Below are 21448 nucleotides of genomic sequence, written 5' to 3' on the forward strand. Positions count from 1 at the left end.
TGCCAGCCAGGCTCTTCTCGCTTTCTGGACAGAAAGCGAGGCTCCCTTTCAGGGAAAGGGCGGGGGGATAGGGAATAGACGGGAAGGCTGCGGAATCAATCAGTGAGTCGAAAGGCCCGGCTTTGCCGGGTCCGGTACAAGCGCACCAAATCACTTGGTCAGCCGCAAGAAAGGCGTCCCCCTCACGGCGGACGCCTTTGTTTTATTGACTGACAGCGCAGGGTTTTACCAGTCTTCCGGCAGGCCTTCCTTCAGCGTGGACACATAGCTGGCGGTGCGCGGGTTTTGTGGCTGCAAGAACAACTGGCGGCTGCTGCCTTGCTCCACGATGCGGCCATCTTCCAGAAACACCACGGTGTCGGCCAGGGTAGCTGCCAGTCGCAGGTCGTGGGTGGCAATCAGCATGGTCATCTTGTTGGCAGCCAGTTGGCGCAACACCGCCACCACTTCGCTGGCCAGCTCCGGGTCCAGGGCCGAGGTGGGCTCATCACACAGCAGCAGGCCGGGCGACTGGGCCAGGGCGCGGGCGATGGCCACCCGTTGCTGCTGGCCACCGGACAGAGTGCCGGGCCAGGCATCCGCCTTGTGCGCCATGCCTACTTGTTGCAGCAGCTCACGGGCGCGGGCCTCGGCCTGGGCACGCGGCCATTTCTTCACCACCAGCAGGCCTTCCATCACGTTTTCCAGCGCGGTGCGGTGCGGAAACAGCTGGAAGTTCTGGAACACCATGCCGGTTTGCAGGCGCAGGCGATGAATGTCCTGACGGCCCGGCTGCGCATGGCCATGGCCAAACTGCAGGCTGGCATCGCCCAGGGTAATCTGCCCGGCGCTGGGGATTTCCAGCAGGTTGATGCAGCGCAGCAGGGTGCTCTTGCCACTGCCGGACGGGCCGATCAGCGCCGTCACCTGGCCTGGGGCCACCTGCAGTGACACGTCCTTGAGCACGTGCTGGCTGCCAAAATGCTTGTCAATATTATGCAGTTGAATCATTTCGTCTCCTGGGCCTGGTGCAGGTGCTGGCCAAAGCGGGCTTCCAGCTTTTGCTGGCCGGCGGACAGCACGGAGCTGAACGCAAGGTAGATCAGCGCGGTTTCGGTATACAGGATCAGCGGTTCATAGGTGACCGAGGCAATGCGCTGCGCGGCCTGGAAGATTTCCGGCACGGTCAGCACTGCGGCCAGCGAGGTGTCCTTGATCAGCGAGATAAAGGTATTGGCCAGGGGCGGCACGGCTACGCGGCTGGCCTGCGGCAGGATGGTGCGGCGCATGGCCTGGGCCCAGGTCAGGCCGATGGAGTAGGCGGCTTCCCATTGGCCGCGCGGTACCGCCAGCAGTGCAGCGCGGATCACTTCCGAAGTGTAAGCCCCTACATTCAGCGAAAAGCCGATGACAGCAGCGGGCAAGGGGTCGAACACGATGCCGGCCTTGGGCAGGCCGTAAAAAATCAGGAACAGCTGTACCAGCAAGGGCGTGCCGCGAATCAGCCACACATAAAAGCGGAAGCCGTCCGCCAGCGGCTTGGGGCCATACAGCCGCACCAGTGCGGTGACAAAGCCCAGCGACAGGCCGCAGGCAAAGGACAGCAGGGTAAGCGGTACGGTGAACACCAGCCCTGCATATAGCAGTGGCGGCAGGGACTCCACCATCAGTTTCAACCATTCAGGCATGTGCCGACTCCATGATTGTTATTGTGCGGTGCAAAAAAACTTGCCCCGTAGGACGGGGCGGCAGATTTTGACAAAACCCTCTCGTTTTCCGAAAGGAAAGCGAGGCTCCCTTTCAGGGAAAGGGCGGGGGGGTAGGGAATAGACCGGAAGGCTGCGAAAGCAATAACTTGGCCGAAAGGCCCGGCTTTGCCGGGGCCAGTGAAACCGTACCCAATCACTTTGTCCGCAGCCTGCTGCCCCGTAGGACGGGGCAGGTTGACACTCCGTGCGAGGGGGATCGCTCAGTGCGACACGTCTTCGCCAAAGTATTTGAAGGAAATCTTCTGGTAAGTGCCGTCCGTCTTGATGTCAGCCAGTGCCTTGTTGATGGCGGCCTGCAGCTGCGGGTTGCCCTTGCGGAAAATGATGCCGGAGAAGTCGGCGTCCTTTTCGGTGGCGGCAATGCGCAGCTTGGAGTTGGGCTGGTGCTTCTTGTAATCCAGGAAGGACAGGCTGTCGTTGATGGTGGCATCCACGCGGCCGGAGGCCAGCAGTTCCAGCGAATCGTTAAAGCCTTGTACCGGGACGACTTCTGCACCGAAGGATTGCGCCAGCTTGCCGAAGTTGCTGGTCAGGGTGTTGGCGGACTTCCTGCCTTTGAGGTCGGCAAAGCTCTTGATGGGGCTGTTGCCATTCACGATCAGCGCGGCCTTGGAGGCGATGTAGGCGCTGGAGAAGTCGTACTTGGCCTTGCGCGCATCGGTGATCGACACCTCGTTGGCTACGGTGTCGTAACGGTTGGCATCCAGGCCGGCAATCAGGCCGTCCCATTTGCCTTCGATGAATTCGGCTTTCACGCCCAGCTTGGCGGCTACGGCCTGGGCAATCTCTACATCAAAACCCACCAGCTTGCCGCTGGTATCGTGATAGGTAAACGGGGCGTAAGTGCCTTCGGTGCCCACGCGAATCACGCCGGCGGATTTGATCTTGGCCAGGTCTTCAGCAGCGGCAAGGCCGGGCAGGACGGTGGCGAGCAGGGCGGCAATGGCAAATCGTTTCACAATGTACTCCTGGCTGTTTTTGTCGTGATGTATTGCCGCCATCCGGCGGCCTGCGGCGACTATATCAAGCAGGCTTTATTCTCAATAAACAAGAAAAATCACATTGCTAATCATGAAAATGAATAAGCAGGGCTGCATGGTGGTGATGATCAGCGGCGGAGCGATCGGGCTGCGCGCCGCTGACAATGGCGCGCCGACGCGACAGTGCAAGCAGTACGGCAAGCAGGCATGGCGGCCCTGGCCGGAATGCGAATGCGCTGCGGCGCTGCACCCAGCAGTGTTGCGTAAGCCAGTCGCGCCCTAGCGCAGGGCGCTGATTTCACCCAGACGGATCAGCCGGGCACGGATGATGTTGCGGCTGATGCCCAGCAGGCGGGCTGCCTGCACCTGGTTGCGGTGGCAGTAGTTATAGGCGGCGCGGATGATGCTGCTTTCGATGTCTTCATACAGATTGCTGCCATTGGCCTCGAACAGCGCTTGCAGTGCCTGCTGCAATTGCTGGTGAGCATCGTCACTGCCGCTAGCGCCAGCCAGCGGTGGCTGGCTGCTGCGTTCATTGCGCCGGTTCAGCTGTAGTGAGGACAGCTGCAGGTCTTCGCTGCGCACCACATGGTGCTTGCAGATCAGCAAGGCATGATGGATGACGTTTTCCAGCTCGCGGATATTGCCCGGCCACGGGTGCTGTAGCAGCTTGCGTTCGGCTTCGGCATGCAGGGTGATGTCGCCATAACCCAGGCGCTGGCGGTATTCGTCGACAAAGTGGTGGGCCAGCGGCAGGATGTCGCCGGGGCGGTCGCGCAGCGCCGGCAAGGCCAGGTGAGCCACTCGCAGCCGGTAGAACAGGTCCTCGCGGAAATGGCCGGCGGCCACGGCTTCTTCCAGCCGCACATTGGTGGCGGCAATCACCCGCACATTGATGGGAATGGGCTTGCGCGAGCCCAGCCGCACCACCTCGCGCTCCTGCAGGATGCGCAGTAATTTCACCTGGATGTTCAGCGGCAAGTCGCCGATTTCATCCAGAAACACCGTTCCGCCATTAGCGGCCTCGAACCAGCCGGGCTTGGAGGCAAAGGCGCCGGTAAATGCGCCTTTTTCATGGCCAAACAGCTCGCTTTCCACCAGTGATTCGGAAAACGCGCCGCAATTGACCGCGACAAAGGGCTGATCTGCCCGCTGGCTCAGTGCATGCACATGACGGGCGATCAGCTCCTTGCCAGTGCCGGTTTCGCCGATGATCAGCACATTGGCGTCGCTGGGGGCAATCAGCTGTATCCGCGCCAGCAGGGCGGTGGATTGCGGGTCTTCAAACACCTGTGCCGTGGCGCGGATGGAGGTGGTGAGGCTTTGCCGGTTCGGCAGGGTGATCAGGGGCATGGCCGGGCCTTGTGCTGGCTCGGCCCACCGGGCCGATGCGGGTTTCAGGAATAAAACGTCGGTGTCGGATAGTTGCGAATCAAAGCCCATTCCCCTAACTCCTTTAATTTGTAATCAACCGGATCGTGCAAGGTGTGGGTGCGCAGATTGCGCCAGTGCCGGTCCAGACGCAGTCCGGCATGGGTAGCGCGCGCGCCAGTTACCTCGAACATCTGACAGGCCAGGTTCAGCCCCATCCGGGTGGCGGCCACCTTGGCCGCCGCAATATTCATCGCCACTTCGCCGCGTTCGCTTTCGCTCAGCGCCTCGCCACGGGCCAGTGCCTCCACCAGCCGGGCACCCGCCCGGTCGGTGAGGGCGCGCACGCTTTCCAGGCCCACCCAGAATTCGCCGTAATGCCCCAGGATGTAGGGGTCTTCGTGGGTGTGGTCTACCTGCGCCGCCTGCCAGGGGCGCGCCTCGTGCAGGGTGTAGTGCCGGGCTTCTTCAAAAGCGCCTTCGGCAATGCCCAGATAGATATTGGTGAGGATCAGCTGCGCCAGCAGTGGCCGCAGGCAGGAGCGCGGCGTGGTGAGCGGGCCGGGCGTATCGAGAATTTCATTGTTTTCGATACGTACCTTTTCAAAGTGCACGCTGCCGCTATCCGTCTGGCGCTGGCCGATATTGTTCCAGTCCTGCTGCACGCTGATACCGCTGCGCCCGGTGGGGATGGCGGCCACCACCAATTGCCCGCCCGGCTGGCTGCGGGCGGAGACCACCAGCATTTGCGAATCCAGCGCGCCGGAGCAAAAGCTTTTCTGTCCGGAAAATTCGTGCCAGCCGGCCAGGCGCTTGCTGATGGTGCGCTCGTCCAGCGGATTGAGCGCATTGCCCCAGAACCAGTGTTGCCGGGTGGTGATTTCATGCCAGGGCTGCCACTGTTCCGGCCGGCCAAACAGCTCCACCGTGGCCAGCATCAGGTGGTGAAAGGCAAACACATGCGCCACCGAGCTGTCGGCCTTGGCAAATTCGCGTACCACCAGCAGCGTCTCCTGCCAGTTGGCACCCATGCCGCCAAACTCACGGGCAATGGACAAGCCGAGCAGGCCGCTGGCGCGGATGGCATCGCGTTCTGCCTTGGGTGTGCCGCCGGCGTGGTCGCGTTCTGCTGCGGTAGCCGCAAACTGACTGGCCAGTTGCTGCGCCAGCAGCAGCGCCGAGGCTGGCGTGCTGGCGGTTTGCGGTGCTGCCAGCAGGTGGTGGGGGAAATTCAAGAGCACATCCTTTATCAATCGGCGATTTCCTATCAAACAGCACAGATTTGGCGATGTTATTGGCGCGATGTAAACCAAGGATTTGTCAGGAATATATCTGTAATTTGAATTAGCCTGCAGCAGGCTCTTATCGGGAGTGACTGAGTGCTGCTGCATGGACAGCACGGTGTTTATTGACTGCTGCATAGGCAGCAGTGCGGCATGCCTTATCTGCTGCTTGAGCAGCAATTAACAGCTGAAATGATATTTTTGCGGCTTGATTCAGCTGGCATGCAACGTGCTATTGAATAGCGGGAAAAACCGCTAAAGGTTTTATTTCAGCCTCAGGTAATCACATGCACAGCCATTCATTCACTACCGAATATGTTTTATTCGCCACACCGCACAGTCTGCTTCGCCAGGCAAAGGAGGGCGCATGAGCACCCAGTCGATCAGTCCTGACAGCCCGTTGGCCATTGCCCGCGAACTGGCCAGCCGTTTTGCCCGCACGGCCGTGGCGCGTGATCAGGCTGGTGGTACGCCCAAGGCCGAGCGTGATGCGCTGCGTGACAGCGGCCTGCTTGGCCTGATCATTCCGCGCGAATTCGGTGGCCTGGGCGCAAGCTGGAGCACTACCTTGCAGATCGTGCGCGAACTGGCACGGGTGGATAGCTCGGTGGCCCATGTCTTTGCCTTCCAGCATTTGCTGCTGGCCACTGCCCAGTTGTTTGGCCAGCCCGACCAATGGCAGCCCTGGTTCGAGCAAACCGTGCGTGAACGCTGGTTCTGGGGGAATGCGCTCAATCCGCTGGATACCCGCACGCTGGCCACGCCGGATGGCGATGCTTACCGCTTTCATGGCGACAAGAGCTTTTGCTCCGGCGCTACCGACTCGGACATGCTGCTGGCCTCGGCCTTGCGCGCCGGCGAGGGCGGTTTGCTGATTGCCGTCATCCCCACCAAGCGCGACGGCGTGCATATTCATCAGGACTGGGACAATATCGGCCAGCGCCAGACCGATAGCGGCTCCGCCCGCTTCGAACAGGTACGGGTAGCGCCGGATGAGTTGCTGCTGCAACCCGGCCCGCTATCCACGCCACGCGCCTGCCTGCGCCCGCTGATTGCGCAGCTGATCCTCACCAATATCTACCTGGGCATTGCCGAAGGGGCGCTGGCCGAAGCCCGGCGCTACACGCTGGAGCAACGCCGGCTGTGGCCGGCCTCGCTGGCACCTACTGCCAACAAGGACCCTTACACCCTGCTGCATTACGGCGAATTCCAGGCTGCGCTGGAGGGCGCACGTTTGCTGGCCGACCACGCAGGCCTGCAGCTGGATGCAGCATGGCAGCAAGGCGATGCGCTGGATGAAGCCGGCCGTGGCCAGCTGGCCTTGCAGATTGCCGCCGCCAAGGTGCATGCCAGCCGCAGCGGGCTGGACCTGACCAGCCGCATTTTTGACGTAACCGGCGCGCGCGCCACCAGTGCCGCGCTGCGGCTGGATCGCTTCTGGCGCAATTTGCGCGTGCACAGCCTGCACGACCCGCTGGACTACAAGCTGCAAGAGCTGGGTGACTGGGCACTGAATGGCCAGTACCCGACCCCCTCGTTTTATTCCTGAGACTCAAGATGACCCAGAACCTGCCAGCAGTTGAAGACGATTTTGACAGTGTGGAACAAGCCATTGCCGCCATTGCCGCCGGTGGTTTTGCCGTGGTGGTGGATGATACCGACCGCGAAAACGAAGGCGACCTGATCATTGCCGCCGAGAAAATCACCGCGCAACAAATGGCCTTCCTGGTGCGCTACAGCAGTGGCGTGGTGTGCGTGGCGCTGACTGGCGAGCGGCTGGACCAGCTGCAACTGCCGCTGATGGTGAGCAGCAATAATGAATCGCAACGCACTGCCTTCACCGTGACCGTGGATTACCTGCACGGCACCAGTACCGGCATCAGTGCAGCCGACCGCGCCGCCACACTGCGGGCGCTGGCGGATAGTCGCATTCCGGCCAGCGACTTTGCCCGGCCGGGGCATATTTTCCCCTTGCGCTATGCGCCGGGCGGGGTGCTGGCGCGTCCGGGGCATACCGAGGCGGCACTGGATCTGTCGCGCCTGGCGGGGCTGGCCCCGGCCGGGGTGCTGTGTGAAATCGTCAATGACGATGGCAGCATGGCGCGCCGCCCCGAGCTGCTGCGTTTTGCCCGCCAGCACGGCCTGCCCATCATCACCATTGCCGACCTGATTGCTTATCGGGAACGAACCGAAATGGCGGGGCTGGAAGTTGCTACGCCGGTGGGCGTGCCAGCCTGAGTTGGTTCTGCTGGTATCGCCTTGCCTTGTCACACCCGCTACGGCGGGTGTTTTGCTTGCTGCCGGTCAAGCAGGGCTGCTGCGGGGGTGTTGTGCTGGCAGCAGCGTGCCCGGCGTGTGCTAGTTCTGCTTAAGAAGTGTTCTGAAGAAAATGCTGCAAGTTACCTGAAGAAAGTTGTTTATCACATTGAAAAGTAATGGATATGCAGATTTTCTAAATACGGGATTGTTTAGCAGGATTGCTGGTTTGCAAGTGCGACGCCGGGTATGGATATTGCAGTGACCGGGGAGTATTCATTCCACCCTGACAGGAACTGCAATGAGCAAGACCATCCGCTTCAATGCCTTTGAAATGAACTGCGTGGCCCACCAGTCGCCCGGACTGTGGACCCACCCGCGTGACCGCTCCTGGCAATACAAGGACCTGGAATACTGGACCGACCTGGGGCGCATCCTGGAGCGCGGCTTTTTTGATGCCGTGTTCATCGCCGATGTGATTGGCTATTACGACGTGTACCAGGGCAGCAACTACCACGCCATCCGCGAAGGGGCGCAGCTGCCGGTCAACGACCCGCTGCAACTGGCCGCGCCGATTGCGCTGGCCACCAAGCATCTGGGCATCGGCGTTACCGCATCCACCTCCTTTGAGCACCCCTATCCGTTTGCCCGGCGTCTGAGCACGCTGGACCACCACACCAAGGGCCGGGTGGGCTGGAATATCGTGACTTCCTATCTGGAAAGCGGCGCCAAGAACATCAGCCAGGGCGGTTTGCGCCAGCACGACAACCGTTACGACGTGGCAGACGAATATATCGAGGTGATCTACAAGCTGCTGGAAGGTAGCTGGGAAGACGGTGCGGTAGTGCGCGACCGCGAACGCGGCATTTTCGCCCACCCGGAAAAAGTGCATGAAATCGGCCACAAGGGCAAATACTTCGAGGTGCCGGGCTATCACCTGAGCGAGCCCTCGCCACAGCGCACGCCGGTGCTGTTCCAGGCTGGCGCATCCGGCCGTGGCAAGGCCTTTGCCGCCCAGCATGCCGAGTGCGTGTTTGTGGCCGCGCCCACCAAGGACATCCTGCGCCGCTACGTGGACGATGTGCGCAGCCAGGCCGCCGCTGCCGGGCGCAACCCGCAGCAGATCAAGATATTCAATCTGGTGACGGTGATCGTGGACGAAACCGATGCCAAGGCCCAGGCCAAGTTTGCCGAATACCAGTGCTATGCCTCCTACGATGGCTCGCTGGTATTCATGTCCGGCTGGACCGGCATCGACTTCGGCCAGTACGCCCCTACCGAGCTGGTGCGCCATGTGGACACCAACGCCATCATCTCGGCAGTGGAGCACCTGTCCAAGGGCAGCAAGGCGTGGACCATCGACGAGCTGGCGCGCTTTGGCGGCATTGGCGGGCTGGGGCCGGTGTTTGTCGGCTCGGCCGCCACCGTGGCCGACATCCTGCAGGACTGGGTGGAAGCCACCGACACCGACGGCTTCAATCTGGCCTATGCCGTCGCCCATGAAACCTTTGAGGACGTGGTGGAGTACCTGGTGCCGGAATTGCAGCGCCGTGGCGTGTACCAGACGGAATACCGCCCTGGCACCCTGCGCGAAAAGCTGTTTGGCGCAGGTCCCTTGCTGCCGGACAACCACCCGGCCGCGCAATACCGCGACATCGAAGCCTGGAAGCAACAGCACGCGCAGGCTGCCGCGGCGGATGTGCAACCGGCTTGAGCTCCGGAATCTGCCAGTCAAAGCCGCGCCTCATGGCGCGGTTTTTTATGCAGGGCATCCATGCAAAAGGCCCGCAGTTGCGGGCCTGGTTGTATTTTTCAGAAGGGGGGCTGATCAGCCCTTACCGCGGCCAATCTGCCAGACATAGGGCGGTTCGGTGCCGTTGATGGCCCAGTCACCGGCAATGCGCGCCTTGTAGATCAGCGGATTGTGCGATGCCACGGTGCGGGCATTGCGCCAGTGGCGGTCCAGCAGCAGTTCGGCGCGGGCCGACGATGCACCCAGGGCATTGAATAGCTGGGTGGCGGCACGCAATACCAGTTCGGATACCACGATCTGCGCCTTGCCCGATTCCAGCTCGGCGTCGATATTAGCCTGGCGTTCGCGCGCGGCGTCATTGCCAAAGCGGGCTTCGTAAGCGCGCTGGGCCGGGTGGGCAGCGCGAATGGCGGTGGCTTCGGCGGCATAGGCCAGCGCGGAGATTTCACCCACCACCTGCTGGATCTGCGCATCCTGGCTCACGCTACTGGCATTGCCGGTGCTGAACACGCGCTTTCTATCGCGCACTTGCTGCGCCACATCGCGTTCCACCGCTTTGCCGATACCGGCCAGCACCGCCAGCAATACCAGCTGGTAGAAGGCGGTCTGGTATTTGAAGCGGCTGGCAAAGTCGACCAGGTTTTCCGGGTCTACGGCCACGTTGGCAAACACGGTGCTGCCGCTGCCAGTGGTGCGCTGGCCAAAGCCGTCCCAGTCGTCGCTTTGCGTCACGCCGGGGTCGCTGGTGCGGATGGCGGCAATCACGTCCTGATTGCTGCCATCCACCTGGGCGTAGACGTCGATCCAGTCGGCAAAAATACTGCCGGTGCTGTAGAACTTGCGGCCATTGAGCAGCAGTTTGTCGCCCTGACGGCTGACGCGGGTAATCACCTCGCCCACGGCCACTTCGCCGATTTCAGTCCAGGCATTGCCGACAATTTCACCGGCAACAAAGCGCTGGAACCACACTGCGCGTTCCGGGCTTGCCGGGGCATTCAGCCGGTCTTCGACAAAGGCAAAATGGCCGCGCAGTGCTTGCGGCAGGTTGGAGTCCGCCGTGGCCAGCTCCACCAGTAACTGGAACAACTGCGGCAGCGAGGCACCGGCCCCGCCATATTGCTTGGGCACGCGTACCGCGCCAAACCCGGCCTGTTTCAGCCAGTTGATCGGCTCGTAGGGCAGCGTGCGCTCGCGTTCGCGTTGCAGGGATGTCTGGGCAATTTCGGCAAAGATGGGGCGAAAGCGCTGGGCCAGGGTTTCGTAGTCGGTGCCAGTGGACAGGTCGTCCGGCAGGGTGTGTTGGCTCATGGTTGTTTCCTGTTTGGCGTGATGGCAAACCCGGCAGTGCTGCACTGCCGGTGAGGGTTTAGTTCCACGGGTGGCGCGGCGGCGCAATGTGGTTCAGGTAGTAGTTGCCGATGTGGAAGTATTTCCAGCGCACCGGGTCGTGCAGGGTGTGCACGCGGGCATTGCGCCAGTGGCGGTCCAGGTTGTGGGCAATCAGCGTGGCGCGGGTGCCGGCCAGTTCGAACAGCTTGTTGCTGGCCTCGATGGCAATTTCGGTGGTCAGCACCTTGGCCTCGGCGGTGGCAACGGTGGCCAGTGCCACGCTGCTTTCATCCGGCTGGGCCAGGGCGGCGTCGATCAGGCGGCCAGCCTTTTCCAGCAGCGCCTCGGCCGCATGCAGGCGGATTTCCAGCAGGCCGATGGCGGAGACGGTAAACGGGTCGTCGGCTGCCTTGTCCTTGCCGCTATCCAGCCATGGGCGGCTTTGCGAACGGATGAACTCGATGGTGTCGGCCAGCGCGGCGCGGGCAATGCCGCCGTCGATGGCGGCCTGGATGATTTGCGATACCGGCCCGGCCACAGTGGGGGTGTCGAAGGCGGCAATCGGCAGCACGCGGCTGGCCGGTACGCGTACCTGTTCAATCTTCACGCCGCCGGAGGCGGTGGTGCGCTGGCCAAAGCTGGACCAGTTGTTGATCACGCTCAGCCCCGGGGTATCGCGGTCGGCAAATACCAGCGCGCCCACGCCGTCTTCACCCACCGCCACGATAGGTACGATGTGGGCCAGCAGTGCGCCGGTGGTGTAGAACTTCTCGCCATTCACCACGGCGCTATCACCATCGAGCTGGTAGCGGGTTTCAAACGCGGCCACCGTCTTGCTGTTGAGTTCGGAGAAGGCATTGCCAAAGCGGTAGCCCTGCAATACCAGGCCGAACAGTTCCTGCTTTTGTGCTTCGCTGCCATCCAGCGCGATATGCAGGTTGATGGCCAGATGGTTCTGGGTGATCTGGGCGATGCTGGAGTCGGCTTCGGCAATGATCTTGATCACCTCGGCCAGCGTGGCGTAGGACACGCCAGCGCCGCCATAGGCCTTGGGTACATTGATGCCCCACAGGCCGCTTTGCGAGTAGGCGTCCACTTCGGCCAGTGGCAGCAGGCCTTCGCGGTCGCGCAGGGCGGCACCCTGGGCAAAGCGGATGGCCAACTGACGGGCCACAGCGATGGCTTCGGCATCATCGCGGATGATGTGCGCCGGGGTAGTGGGGCGCGGGCGGGCGGCGAAAGGCTCGGGAGAGTTGACACGAACGGCAGCTGGGTCGCTCAGGGAGGTCGTCATCGCGTTTCCTTGTGTAAGTCCGGGTATCCGGGGATGCCACAGGAATGGCAATAAGCGTGCCTGCGAAAATGCCTGGTTTTACCTCGAAAAATGCGGCTTTTTGCTGTAAATCAGCACAACGGTGCTGGCTGGCTGCTGCCTGCGCAGCAGGGGGGGCTGTTGCGCAGGACGCGGGCTTAATTGCGCTCCACCCGCAGCTGGTAGCGAAAGCGGTCGGCACGGTAACGGATGAAGTCCAGCTCCAGCCCGGCGCCATCGGCACCACGGGTCATGCGTTGCAAGGCAAGCAGCGGGGCTGCGGGTGCCACGTCCAGCAGCTGCGCTTCTTCTGCGCTGGCCAGCGTGGCTTCTATGCTGAGGTCGGCATGGCCCAGCGGCAGGCCGTAGTCGTTTTCCAGAATGTGAAACACATCGCGGCTGGCCAGGTCTTCCCGCGCCAGCCGCAAGCCCAGCTCCTGGGTGAAGTAACTGATGTCCAGCGATACCGGCAGATTGTCCAGATAGCGCAGGCGGCGCAGTTCCACCATGGGCGTGCCCACCGCCACGGCAAACGCCTGGGCAACGGTTTCGCTGGCGGGCAGGGTTTGCAGGCTCAGCACCCGGTTGCAGGCAGCATAGCCCTGGCTGTGCATGGCTTCGGCAAAGCCCTGCAGCCGGGTGAGCGTCTGCGCGGGTTTGCTCTTGGCCACATAGCAGCCCTTGCCGGCAATGCGGAAGATCATGCCTTCCTGTTCCAGTGCGCCCAGGGCATGGCGCACGGTAATGCGGCTGACGCCAAAGCTTTCCATCAGCTGTTTTTCCGATGGCAGTTTGTCGTGCTGGCCGTAATGGCCGCTGAGAATCTGGCTGCGCAGGCTTTCGCGGATGCGGGCATGCAGGGCCTGGGGGGCGTTCAGGGTGGGCATGAGTAGTAGTAGGGCAGATGCAGTAATGAACTGCAGCGAGTATATGCCGGAAACCCTGGCAACTTGTCATGACAGGTTATGACTTAAATTGATTTGCTTTGCTGTTTTCCTTGGTTCGTGACGGGCAGGGCGCTGACTAGAATCGGCCCATCACCTTCATGCCACAGCGGCCAGACCGGCGCGCTGTGGTGTCATGCAATCTGCCAGCAAAGGAAGCAGCATGAGTCTCGACATTTTCTGGTTTCTGCCGACCTCCGGCGATACCCGTTATCTGGGCCAGTCCGGCTCCGGCCGTGCCGTCAGCAACGAATACCTGCGGCAGATTGCCGTGGCGGCGGACAATCTGGGTTACGACGGCATCCTTATTCCCACTGGCAGCGGCTGCCTGGACCCGTGGGTGACCGCCTCCAGCCTGGTGCCGGTGACCAGCCGCCTGAAGTTGCTGGTGGCGCTGCGTACCGCACTGACCAAGCCCACCGCCGCCGCGCGCATGGCCGCCACGCTGGACCAGGCCAGCAATGGCCGCCTGCTGCTGAATGTGGTGGCCGGGGGCGATTCCGCCGAACTGGCCGCTGATGGCATTTTCCTCGATCACGACCAGCGCTATGAGGAAGCCAGCGAATTCCTGCATATCTGGAAACGCCTGCTGGCTGGCGAAACCGTCAGCTACGCCGGTAAATACCACACGGTGGAAAACGCGCAGAACTTCTTCGAGCCGGTACAGAAACCGGCGCCGCCGCTGTACTTTGGCGGCTCGTCCAATGCCGCGCACGACCTGGCGGCCGAGCATGTGGAAGCCTATCTCACCTGGGGCGAGCCCCCGGCCGCCGTGGCCGAGAAGATTGCCGATGTACGCGCCCGCGCCGCCAAACTGGGCCGCACCGTGCGCTTTGGCGTGCGCCTGCATGTGATCGTGCGCGAAACCACCGAGCAAGCCTGGGCGGCGGCCAATGCGCTGATCAGCCATCTGGATGACGAAGTGATTGCCAAGGTGCAGCAGCGTTTTGCTGCGATGGACTCCGAAGGCCAGCGCCGCATGGCCGCCCTGCACGGCGGCAAGCGTGACCAGCTGGAAGTCAGCCCCAACCTGTGGGCCGGTGTCGGCCTGGTGCGTGGCGGTGCCGGCACTGCGCTGGTGGGCGATGCGCAAACCGTGGCCGCGCGGCTGAAAGAATATGCCGACCTGGGCGTGGACAGCTTTGTCCTCTCCGGCTACCCGCATCTGGAAGAAGCCTACCGCTTTGCCGAACTGGTGTTCCCGCTGTTGCCGGGCAAGCGCTGGGTGTATGGCGACGACCGGGTGCAGACCGGCGGCCCGTTTGATGCCAGCACCGTGGTGCAGAAACCCGTAGCCGAAACGGAGGCCGCATGAAGGTAATCGACATGCGCTGCAGGCCGGCCTTCCTGCACGACTTCTTTGGTGCCTCGCCCGGCACCCAGGCTTATGAGGCGGCGCGCTGGCTCAATCGCCGCGTGGGTTCGCGCGACGACCAGCACTTTGTCAACTCGCTGACCCAGCAAGGTTTCCTGGATGAAGTGGCCAATGCCGGCCTCAGCCACGCGGTGGTGGTGGGGCGGCATACGCCCGGCCAGCATCTGCCCAATGACACCATCCATCAGATCGTCTATGGCCATGAGCGCCTGCTGGGCATTGCCGGGGTGGACCCGGCCTTGCAGGGCGAACAAGCGGCGGTAGCCGAGGTGGAGCGCGCCATCAAGCAGCTGGGCCTGGCTGGTATTGATATCGAGCCGGGTTTTGGTGTGCCGGCGCGCCAGCCGGACGATGCGGTCTACTACCCCATCTATGAAACCTGCGCCGCACTGGGCGTGCCGGTATTTCTGATGTCCGGCCCCACCACGCCGGACCCGCGCTTTAACGACCCGGCCGGGGTGGCGCGGGTGGCGGCGGATTTCCCGCACTTGCCGATTGTTTGCTACCACGGCTACTGGCCGCGCGTGGCGGAGATTGTCGGCATTGCTTTCCGTCACGAAAACGTGCTGGTAGTGCCGGACATGTATCAGTTTTTGCCCGGCAGCCAGCTGTATATCGAGGCGGCCAACGGTTTCATGGCCGACCAGTTGCTGTTTGGTTCGTCCTATCCCTTCCGGCCAATAGGCCAGTCGATAGACGATCTGCACGGCCTGGGCCTGCGGCCTCATGTGCTGGACAAGGTGTTGTATGGCAACGCCGCCCGCCTGTTCGGCCTGTAAAACCAGAAATTCATACTGCAAACAACAAGGAATCCTGATGCAACATTTCAACCCCACCCGTCGGCGTGTATTGGGCCTGCTGGCCGCTGCCGGCTTCGCTTTGTCAGCACTGTCGGCCAGCGCGCTGGCTGCAGGCAGCGACACCCTGAATATCGGTTATCAGAAATACGGCACGCTGGTGCTGCTCAAGGCACAGGGCACGCTGGAAAAACGCCTGGCCCCGCTGGGCGTCAAGGTGAAATGGGCGGAATTCCCCGGCGGCCCGCAACTGCTGGAAGCACTGAACGTGGGTAGTGTGGACCTGGGCACCACCGGTGAAACCCCGCCCATCTTTGCCCAGGCAGCCGGTGCCGACCTGCTGTATCTGGCGAATGAGCCGGCCGCACCGGAAGGCGAGGCCATCGTGGTGGGCAAGGATTCGCCCATCCGCAGCGTGAAAGACCTCAAAGGCAAGCGCGTGGCGCTGAACAAGGGCTCCAATGTGCACTACCTGTTGGTGCGGGCGCTGGAAAAAGCCGGGTTGAAATACGAGGACATCACCCCGGTCTTCCTCAATCCGGCCGATGGCCGCGCCGCCTTCCAGCAGGGCAGCGTGGATGCCTGGGTGATCTGGGACCCCTTCCTGGCAGCTGCCGAGAAACAACTGAATGCCCGCCAGCTGGCGGACGGCAAGGGCATCGTCAACAACACCCAGTTCTATCTGGCACGCAAGCCTTATGTGGCCAGCAATCCCAGGGTGATCAAGGTGGTGCTGGAGGAGCTGCAGCGGCTGGATGCCTGGGGCAAGAGCCATATCCCGGAAGTCGCTGCCGAGCTATCCAGTCAGATCAATCTGGATAAGGATATTGTGCAGGTGGCGGCCAAGCGCTCCGGCTATGGCGTCAAGCTGCTGGATGGCAAGGTGGTGGCCGAGCAGCAGCGCATTGCCGATACCTTCTTCAAGCTGAAGCTGATTCCCAAGCCGCTGGTGGTGAAGGACATCGTGTGGGATGGCAAATAAGCGCGGCTAGCAATATGGCGTAATGGCGTAACGGGCCCGGCGTCGGGCTGTCAGGTGCAAGACGGCAGGATGGCGCTGGGCGACGCCAAATGCCGTCTTGGCTGGCGTGGTGGTTTGCTGAAGGCCGGTATGGCAGCTGCCAGGCCGGCCTTTTGTCTTACTGCCGGGCTGGCTGGTGCAGGCATCGGCAACAAGCAGAAAATGCTTAAAGCATTGTTAATAAATAGCGCAATTTATTTGGCATTTTTCTTGGAGAGGGCCGGGATTTTTCCTCATCTTTCAGCGATATATTCGTTATTTTATGGACGAAACCACCCAAATGGCATGATACTGTTGCGGTGAAATACGGACTGTGGCGCAACAGCTGACCACGGTCATGAGCAAACAATCGCATACCAAGCAGGATGAATAGTTGGACGCCAAAATCCCCAATATCGAGGCAATGCTGGAACTGGCATTTCAATTGGTGCTGTGCCAACTGGAGGCGGATACATTTCGTGCCAAGCAGGACATTCGGGAGATGGTCATCCCCATCAAGATATTGTTGTTGAAGGATATTGAAGAAGATACCCAGCCCTGCACGCTGGATGATTTCTAAGCCAGGGTGATGTCACCGCGCCTGTTGCCTGACAGGCGCATCTTGCTGTTCCATTCTCCAGTTTCAGCCATTCACCTTGTCTGTTTCCCGGCAAGCATTCCCGGGCGCACGTTCAGTACTGCCCTGTGCCAAAGCCCGGCCTGCGCGCTCTCCCGCACCACTTCTTGGCCCCCCCATGCCCGGTCCCGCATGCGCTCCGCCATGGCTTGTCGCGCTGTCTGAGAGTGCTGAAACACGTTGTCGATACTTGCCTGCATTGGCGTCTGACAAAAAAACAGCCTCCTTGACGGAGGCTGGTGCATTGCCAGAACTGGGTGGCATCGCAAACGGAGGGTAAAGCGTCAGGCGGTCTGGCTACGGCTGTGCCAGTAGTGGCGGATCTCCTGCCGGTACAGCGCCAGTGTCGCCAGCAGACCGCAGGCAGCGGCCAGCATCATCCAGTAAGCCGGTGCTGCCTTGTCGCCACTGGCATCGATCAATGCGGTGCTGATCAGCGGGGTGAAGCCGCCAAAAATCGCAGTAGCCAGGCTGTAGGCCAGCGAAAAGCCCACGGTGCGCACATGTGCCGGCATGATTTCGGTAAGGGCCACCACGGTGGCGCCGTTATAGCTGGCATACAGGAAAGACAACCACAGCTCCACGCTCAGCATGCGGGCGAAGCTGGGGCTGGCCACCAGCCAGCTCAGGGCAGGGTAGGCGCTGAGCATGGTCAGTGCGCTGAAGCCCAGCATCAGCGGCCAGCGGCCGATGCGGTCGGACAGGCTAGCCATGATGGGCAGCCAGATGAAATTGGACAGCCCGACAAAGAAGGTCACCAGCAGGCTTTCGTTTTCACTCAGCTTCAGCACGCTTTTGCCAAAAGTGGGGGTGTACACGGTAATCAGATAGAAGGACACCGTGGTCATCACCACCAGCAGCATGCCGGCAGCAATCAGCCGCCAGTTGTCGGCAATCGAGCGCAATATCTGGGCAAAGCTGGGGTGCTGCTTGTGTGCCAGGAAGGCATCGGTTTCCTGCAGCGAGCGGCGAATCATGAACAGGAAGGGAATGATCAGGCAGCCGATGAAAAACGGAATGCGCCATCCCCACTGGTCGATTTGCTGGGCCGGCAGCAGTTTGTGCAAGCCATAGCCCAGCACGGCAGCAAACATGATGGCAACTTGCTGGCTGGCCGATTGCCAGCTGACAAAAAAGCCCTTGCGCCCCGGCGTGGCCATTTCAGCCAGATAAACCGATACGCCGCCCAGCTCCACACCGGCGGAAAAACCCTGCAGCAAGCGGCCGATCAGCACCAGTGCCGGGGCCAGCAGGCCGATGGTGGCATAGCCGGGGACAAAGGCGATCAGCGCCGTGCCGCAGGCCATGATGGACAGCGTCAGGATCAGACCCTTGCGCCGGCCAATGCGGTCGATATAGCTGCCCAGGATGATGGCGCCAACCGGGCGGGCCAGAAAGCCCGCGCCAAAGGTGGCAAATGCCAGAATCAGCGAGGCATACAGATTGCCTGCCGGGAAAAAGGTTTTGGCAATGTAGCTGGCGTAAAAGCCATAGAGAAAGAAATCGAACATTTCCAGAAAGTTGCCGCTGGTGACGCGCAGCACCATGGACAGGCTGGATTGTTGGCGGGTGTGCTGCATGATCAGCCTCCTTGTTGTGCGGTGGTGGCGGTCGGACTCAGCCCGGTCTGGCGGATGCTTTCGGCCGCCTGTGGCGATGCCAGAAAGCGGATGAACTGGCGGGCCAGGCTGGCGTGGCGGCTGTTTTGTACCGCAGCGGCAGAGTAGTCGGTGACCAGCTGCGCCTGTTCGGGCAGCAAGCCGACAATATCAATGCCATGCACCGGGATCAGCTCGCTCAGTTGCTGAAAGCCCAGCTGGGCCTCGCCCCGCGCCACCACCATGCCCACCGGTTCGGCAGGAATCATGCGGCTGCGCGTCTTGATAGCCTCGGCCACGCCCAGACGCTCGAACAGCACGGTCGACAGGAATACCCCGCTGGCGCTGTCGGAGTAAGCCAGCGACTTGCTGTCGAGCAGGGTTTGCCGCAGTGCCGGCAGGCTGCTGATGTCGGGATGTGGGCTGCCGGCCTTGACGGCCAGTGCAATGCGCGAGCTGGCCAGCACGGTGGCGCTGTCCGCTGCCAGTTGGCCGCTGGCTAGCAGTTTCTTCAGCGAGTTGCCCACCATCACCACCACATCGACCGGCTCGCCACGGGCCAGGCGCTGGGGGATGGCCTGCGCGGTGTCGCCCATGGACGGGCCCCAGTCCAGCAACAGATGGTGGCCGGTTTGCTGTTCGAAGCGCGGGGCCAGTGTTTTCAGCGCGGCGGCAAATCCACCGGAACTGACTACGCGCAGTTCATCCGCCACCGCCGTGCCGCAGAGGCTGCCAAACAGTAGCAGGCTGATGGCGCAACGGCGCCAGCTCAAGGTGGGTGCATGCATTCGTCTCTCCTGTTGTTGTGTTTTGGCGTTTGACGAATAATGCATGTGACGCATTAAATAGTTAATTGCAATTAATTCATGGATTAATAAATGGCGCGCATCAATTTCGAGCTCAATGAGCTGCAGGCCTTTATTGCGGTGGCGGAAAAGTCCAGCTTCAAGGCCGCCGCCGAGACGCTGTATCTGTCCCAGCCGGCCTTAAGCCGGCGCATCGACAAGCTGGAGCAGGCCTTGCAGGTGCGGCTGCTGGAACGCACCACGCGCAGCGTACGGCTGACGGGTGAGGGTGAGCATTTCCTGCAGCACGCACTGGCCGTGGTGGAGGAGCTGGAGGCCGCCATGCACGGCATGGGCCAGCGCCAGCAGTTGCGCTGCGGCATGCTGACCATCGCCAGCATTCCATCGGTAGCCCAGCAATTACTGCCAGAGGTGCTGGCGGTATTTGCCCGTGAGCATCCGCAACACCGCTTGCGGGTCATTGATGAAAATGCGCAAGAGGTACTGGCCAGCGTGCTGGATGGCCGGGCTGATCTCGGTATCAATTTTATTGGCGGCGAAGATCCGGGCATCGATTTTCTGCCCTTGCTGACCGAGCGTTATCTGCTGGTGGTCCGCCGCGATCACCGCCTGGCATCCCGCAGCAGTGTCCGCTGGCAGGAGCTGGCGGGCGAAAAGCTGGTTTCAGTTTCGCCGCACAGCAGCAACCGCCTGCTGATCGATCATCAACTGGCCGCACTGGCCGAGCGGCCGCAGGTCTACTACGAGGCAAACCATCTGTCCGGTGCCTATGGCATGGTGCTGGCCGGCATGGGCCCGGTGATCGTGCCCGAGCTGAGCCTGACTCAGGCGCAAAAACACATGCTGGTGGGCATTGAAATCAGCGAGCCGGCCTTGTCACGCACCCTGGGGCTGATTCAGCGCAAGGGCAGCCATCACTCACCTTTGCTGCAGCAACTGATCGACCAACTGAAGCTGGCATTTTCGCAAGGGCAGCCATAAGACGTGGCTGGCAGATCGCTGGTTTGCGTTGGGAATTTACTGCGATTTTCTGAATAAGCTATCCGCAATTTCTTGCTTGGGAATGTCAGGTGGATTTCTTAATATCCATGTCTGACAAGTGGTTTTGCCGCAGGGGCAGGGCCACCATTTTTCCACTTGGCATCAGAGGCTGCGAGATGAGTTTTTATCAGGATTACAACGACAAGCTGGCCATCGAAGGCTGGAATACCCGGACAGTGCATCAGTACCAACATCTGGACTTGCGGCGCCTGTCACCGGCGCTGGGCGCAGAAATCCGTGGCGTGGACCTGGGTCAGCCCCTGCCACCGGCACAGCTGGAGGAAATCCGCCAGGCGCTCACCGATTTCCTGGTGCTGACCTTCCCCGGGCAGGCCATCGGTGCCACAGAACACAAGGCTTTCGCCCGGCACTTTGGCAGTTTGCACCGCCACGTATTGGGCGACAGCACCCAGTTGACCGCGCGCAGTGATGATCCGGAAATCCTGGGCTGGAAAACCGGACGCAGCACCCGCTATACCGCTGGCGATGCCTGGCATAACGATGTTTCTTGCGATCCGCACCCGATCTGGGCCTCGCTGCTGCGGGTGACCCGGCTGCCGGAAGTGGGCGGCGGAGATACCGCATTTGCCAACCTGTATCTGGCCTACGAATCCTTGTCCGATCCGCTGAAACAGTTGCTGGAAGGGCTGACTGCCGTCCATGACGGCAAGGAAGGCTGGAGCAATGGCTATGGTGCCGAGCCCAAGCCCGGTCAGGTCTTCAATGCCAGCGAACATCCGGTGGTGGCCCGTCATCCGGTCAGCGGTCGCAAGTTCCTGTTTGTCAACGAAGCCTTCACCTCGCACATCGTGCAGCTGAGCCGGGCGGAAAGCCGCGCCTTGTTGCAGCTGCTGTTCCGTCACATCGAAAAACACCAGTCCTTCCAGGCCCGCATTCACTGGCAGCCGGATACCCTGTTGCTGTGGGACAACTGGGCGACCCAGCATCATGCGATCTGGGATTACTATCCTTTCGAGCGCTGGGGCGAACGGGTTTCGGCCTATCGCGACCACGGCCCGCAGCCGGCTGGGACCTTGCTGTCAGCGGCCTGATGTGCTGATTTGCCTGCTGTATTGCGGGGCTTCCAGCCAAGGGCAGCCCCGCACTTCGCAATAAAACACTTCCTTTCGACCCTTCCCTTCGCGATGGCCCATTGCGATTCCCGCCACAGGCAATCTTGTTGCTTGCCAACGCAATTTTCTGCAATCAGCACAAAGC

At 61.5% G+C, this 21448-nt stretch carries 21 protein-coding genes; 11 read left to right on the forward strand and 10 right to left on the reverse strand.

Annotation, left to right across the window (positions count from 1 at the left end; translation table 11 throughout):
- Window positions 1-225 precede the first annotated feature (225 nt).
- From EAY64_RS02460 to EAY64_RS02470, 3 genes are all read right to left on the reverse strand, one after another.
- Window positions 226-990 carry an amino acid ABC transporter ATP-binding protein gene (locus EAY64_RS02460; RefSeq protein ID WP_103523204.1) on the reverse strand — a complete coding sequence of 255 codons (765 nt, stop codon included), beginning with the start codon at window positions 988-990 and terminating at the stop codon, window positions 226-228.
- Complete coding sequence (locus EAY64_RS02465) at window positions 987-1667, reverse strand: amino acid ABC transporter permease (RefSeq protein WP_103523205.1); 681 nt, start codon at window positions 1665-1667, stop codon at window positions 987-989. Before EAY64_RS02465 ends, EAY64_RS02460 begins: the two co-directional genes overlap by 4 nt.
- 281 nt (window positions 1668-1948) lie before the next feature.
- Window positions 1949-2707: an amino acid ABC transporter substrate-binding protein gene (locus tag EAY64_RS02470; RefSeq protein WP_226034137.1), complete on the reverse strand. Its 759-nt coding sequence runs from the start codon at window positions 2705-2707 to the stop codon at window positions 1949-1951.
- Between the two features lie 136 nt (window positions 2708-2843).
- Between EAY64_RS02470 and EAY64_RS20330 the strand changes: the two genes are divergently transcribed.
- Entirely contained in the window at window positions 2844-3011 is a 168-nt protein-coding gene (locus EAY64_RS20330) for a hypothetical protein (protein ID WP_158604598.1), read from the forward strand.
- Here EAY64_RS20330 and EAY64_RS02480 read toward each other — a convergent pair.
- Both EAY64_RS02480 and EAY64_RS02485 read right to left on the reverse strand, forming a co-directional pair.
- Window positions 3008-4081 carry a sigma-54 interaction domain-containing protein gene (locus EAY64_RS02480; RefSeq protein ID WP_103523281.1) on the reverse strand — a complete coding sequence of 358 codons (1074 nt, stop codon included), beginning with the start codon at window positions 4079-4081 and terminating at the stop codon, window positions 3008-3010. The two genes, EAY64_RS20330 and EAY64_RS02480, sit on opposite strands and share 4 nt — an antisense overlap.
- Before the next feature lie 44 nt (window positions 4082-4125).
- Entirely contained in the window at window positions 4126-5334 is a 1209-nt protein-coding gene (locus EAY64_RS02485; RefSeq protein ID WP_226034139.1) for an acyl-CoA dehydrogenase family protein, read from the reverse strand.
- Window positions 5335-5749: 415 nt separating this feature from the next.
- On the opposite strand from EAY64_RS02485, the gene EAY64_RS02490 reads away from it, so the two are divergent.
- The 3 genes from EAY64_RS02490 to EAY64_RS02500 all read left to right on the forward strand — a co-directional run bounded on the left by EAY64_RS02490 (window position 5750) and on the right by EAY64_RS02500 (window position 9352).
- On the forward strand, window positions 5750-6931 hold the full coding sequence (locus EAY64_RS02490; protein WP_103523208.1) for an acyl-CoA dehydrogenase family protein: 1182 nt from the start codon (window positions 5750-5752) through the stop codon (window positions 6929-6931).
- 8 nt (window positions 6932-6939) lie between these two features.
- On the forward strand, window positions 6940-7620 hold the full coding sequence (gene ribB, locus EAY64_RS02495) for a 3,4-dihydroxy-2-butanone-4-phosphate synthase (protein WP_199734373.1): 681 nt from the start codon (window positions 6940-6942) through the stop codon (window positions 7618-7620).
- A gap of 319 nt (window positions 7621-7939) precedes the next feature.
- Window positions 7940-9352 carry an LLM class flavin-dependent oxidoreductase gene (locus EAY64_RS02500; RefSeq protein WP_103523209.1) on the forward strand — a complete coding sequence of 471 codons (1413 nt, stop codon included), beginning with the start codon at window positions 7940-7942 and terminating at the stop codon, window positions 9350-9352.
- A 114-nt stretch (window positions 9353-9466) separates the two neighbouring features.
- Here the strand turns inward: EAY64_RS02500 and EAY64_RS02505 are convergent, their stop codons facing one another.
- The 3 genes from EAY64_RS02505 to EAY64_RS02515 form a co-directional block, all read right to left on the reverse strand.
- Window positions 9467-10699: an acyl-CoA dehydrogenase family protein gene (locus tag EAY64_RS02505; RefSeq protein WP_103523210.1), complete on the reverse strand. Its 1233-nt coding sequence runs from the start codon at window positions 10697-10699 to the stop codon at window positions 9467-9469.
- 58 nt (window positions 10700-10757) lie between these two features.
- Window positions 10758-12014: an SfnB family sulfur acquisition oxidoreductase gene (locus EAY64_RS02510; protein ID WP_103523211.1), complete on the reverse strand. Its 1257-nt coding sequence runs from the start codon at window positions 12012-12014 to the stop codon at window positions 10758-10760.
- Between the two features lie 176 nt (window positions 12015-12190).
- Window positions 12191-12919, reverse strand: coding sequence for a GntR family transcriptional regulator (locus EAY64_RS02515; RefSeq protein ID WP_103523212.1), 729 nt, complete (start codon window positions 12917-12919; stop codon window positions 12191-12193).
- Window positions 12920-13139: 220 nt separating this feature from the next.
- Between EAY64_RS02515 and ssuD the strand changes: the two genes are divergently transcribed.
- From ssuD to EAY64_RS02540, 5 genes are all read left to right on the forward strand, one after another.
- Window positions 13140-14291, forward strand: coding sequence for an FMNH2-dependent alkanesulfonate monooxygenase (ssuD, locus tag EAY64_RS02520; protein ID WP_103523213.1), 1152 nt, complete (start codon window positions 13140-13142; stop codon window positions 14289-14291).
- Complete coding sequence (locus tag EAY64_RS02525; RefSeq protein ID WP_103523214.1) at window positions 14288-15130, forward strand: amidohydrolase family protein; 843 nt, start codon at window positions 14288-14290, stop codon at window positions 15128-15130. Before ssuD ends, EAY64_RS02525 begins: the two co-directional genes overlap by 4 nt.
- Window positions 15131-15167: 37 nt before the next feature.
- The gene (locus EAY64_RS02530; RefSeq protein WP_103523215.1) at window positions 15168-16130 is read left to right on the forward strand and encodes a sulfonate ABC transporter substrate-binding protein; all 963 of its coding nucleotides are present in this window, start codon (window positions 15168-15170) and stop codon (window positions 16128-16130) included.
- A 69-nt stretch (window positions 16131-16199) separates the two neighbouring features.
- Entirely contained in the window at window positions 16200-16472 is a 273-nt protein-coding gene (locus EAY64_RS02535; protein WP_103523216.1) for a hypothetical protein, read from the forward strand.
- A 70-nt stretch (window positions 16473-16542) separates the two neighbouring features.
- A complete protein-coding gene (locus tag EAY64_RS02540; protein WP_103523217.1) occupies window positions 16543-16728 on the forward strand; it encodes a hypothetical protein in 186 nt (61 codons plus the stop codon).
- 341 nt (window positions 16729-17069) lie between these two features.
- Here EAY64_RS02540 and EAY64_RS02550 read toward each other — a convergent pair whose 3' ends face one another.
- Together EAY64_RS02550 and EAY64_RS02555 are read right to left on the reverse strand one after the other, a co-directional pair.
- Window positions 17070-18365, reverse strand: coding sequence for an MFS transporter (locus EAY64_RS02550; RefSeq protein ID WP_103523219.1), 1296 nt, complete (start codon window positions 18363-18365; stop codon window positions 17070-17072).
- Between the two features lie 2 nt (window positions 18366-18367).
- Window positions 18368-19171 carry a substrate-binding domain-containing protein gene (locus EAY64_RS02555; protein WP_103523220.1) on the reverse strand — a complete coding sequence of 268 codons (804 nt, stop codon included), beginning with the start codon at window positions 19169-19171 and terminating at the stop codon, window positions 18368-18370.
- A gap of 90 nt (window positions 19172-19261) precedes the next feature.
- Between EAY64_RS02555 and EAY64_RS02560 the strand changes: the two genes are divergently transcribed.
- Together EAY64_RS02560 and EAY64_RS02565 are read left to right on the forward strand one after the other, a co-directional pair.
- The gene (locus EAY64_RS02560; RefSeq protein WP_103523221.1) at window positions 19262-20170 is read left to right on the forward strand and encodes a LysR family transcriptional regulator; all 909 of its coding nucleotides are present in this window, start codon (window positions 19262-19264) and stop codon (window positions 20168-20170) included.
- 176 nt (window positions 20171-20346) lie between these two features.
- A complete protein-coding gene (locus EAY64_RS02565) occupies window positions 20347-21282 on the forward strand; it encodes a TauD/TfdA dioxygenase family protein (protein ID WP_103523222.1) in 936 nt (311 codons plus the stop codon).
- Window positions 21283-21448: the final 166 nt, after the last annotated feature.

Source organism: Aquitalea palustris (assembly GCF_003693445.1).
Taxonomy (GTDB): Bacteria; Pseudomonadota; Gammaproteobacteria; order Burkholderiales; family Chromobacteriaceae; genus Aquitalea; species Aquitalea palustris.

Coding starts and splice junctions, on each gene's coding strand:
- EAY64_RS02515 (WP_103523212.1), bottom strand. CDS start 12,919: ATGCCCACCCTGAACGCCCCCCAGGCCCTGCATGCCCGCATCCGCGAA.
- ssuD (WP_103523213.1), top strand. CDS start 13,140: ATGAGTCTCGACATTTTCTGGTTTCTGCCGACCTCCGGCGATACCCGT.
- EAY64_RS02510 (WP_103523211.1), bottom strand. CDS start 12,014: ATGACGACCTCCCTGAGCGACCCAGCTGCCGTTCGTGTCAACTCTCCC.
- EAY64_RS02505 (WP_103523210.1), bottom strand. CDS start 10,699: ATGAGCCAACACACCCTGCCGGACGACCTGTCCACTGGCACCGACTAC.
- EAY64_RS02480 (WP_103523281.1), bottom strand. CDS start 4,081: ATGCCCCTGATCACCCTGCCGAACCGGCAAAGCCTCACCACCTCCATC.
- EAY64_RS02490 (WP_103523208.1), top strand. CDS start 5,750: ATGAGCACCCAGTCGATCAGTCCTGACAGCCCGTTGGCCATTGCCCGC.
- EAY64_RS02460 (WP_103523204.1), bottom strand. CDS start 990: ATGATTCAACTGCATAATATTGACAAGCATTTTGGCAGCCAGCACGTG.
- EAY64_RS02565 (WP_103523222.1), top strand. CDS start 20,347: ATGAGTTTTTATCAGGATTACAACGACAAGCTGGCCATCGAAGGCTGG.
- EAY64_RS02550 (WP_103523219.1), bottom strand. CDS start 18,365: ATGCAGCACACCCGCCAACAATCCAGCCTGTCCATGGTGCTGCGCGTC.
- EAY64_RS02535 (WP_103523216.1), top strand. CDS start 16,200: ATGGCGCTGGGCGACGCCAAATGCCGTCTTGGCTGGCGTGGTGGTTTG.
- EAY64_RS20330 (WP_158604598.1), top strand. CDS start 2,844: ATGGTGGTGATGATCAGCGGCGGAGCGATCGGGCTGCGCGCCGCTGAC.
- EAY64_RS02500 (WP_103523209.1), top strand. CDS start 7,940: ATGAGCAAGACCATCCGCTTCAATGCCTTTGAAATGAACTGCGTGGCC.
- EAY64_RS02530 (WP_103523215.1), top strand. CDS start 15,168: ATGCAACATTTCAACCCCACCCGTCGGCGTGTATTGGGCCTGCTGGCC.
- EAY64_RS02560 (WP_103523221.1), top strand. CDS start 19,262: ATGGCGCGCATCAATTTCGAGCTCAATGAGCTGCAGGCCTTTATTGCG.
- EAY64_RS02465 (WP_103523205.1), bottom strand. CDS start 1,667: ATGCCTGAATGGTTGAAACTGATGGTGGAGTCCCTGCCGCCACTGCTA.
- EAY64_RS02525 (WP_103523214.1), top strand. CDS start 14,288: ATGAAGGTAATCGACATGCGCTGCAGGCCGGCCTTCCTGCACGACTTC.
- EAY64_RS02555 (WP_103523220.1), bottom strand. CDS start 19,171: ATGCATGCACCCACCTTGAGCTGGCGCCGTTGCGCCATCAGCCTGCTA.
- ribB (WP_199734373.1), top strand. CDS start 6,940: ATGACCCAGAACCTGCCAGCAGTTGAAGACGATTTTGACAGTGTGGAA.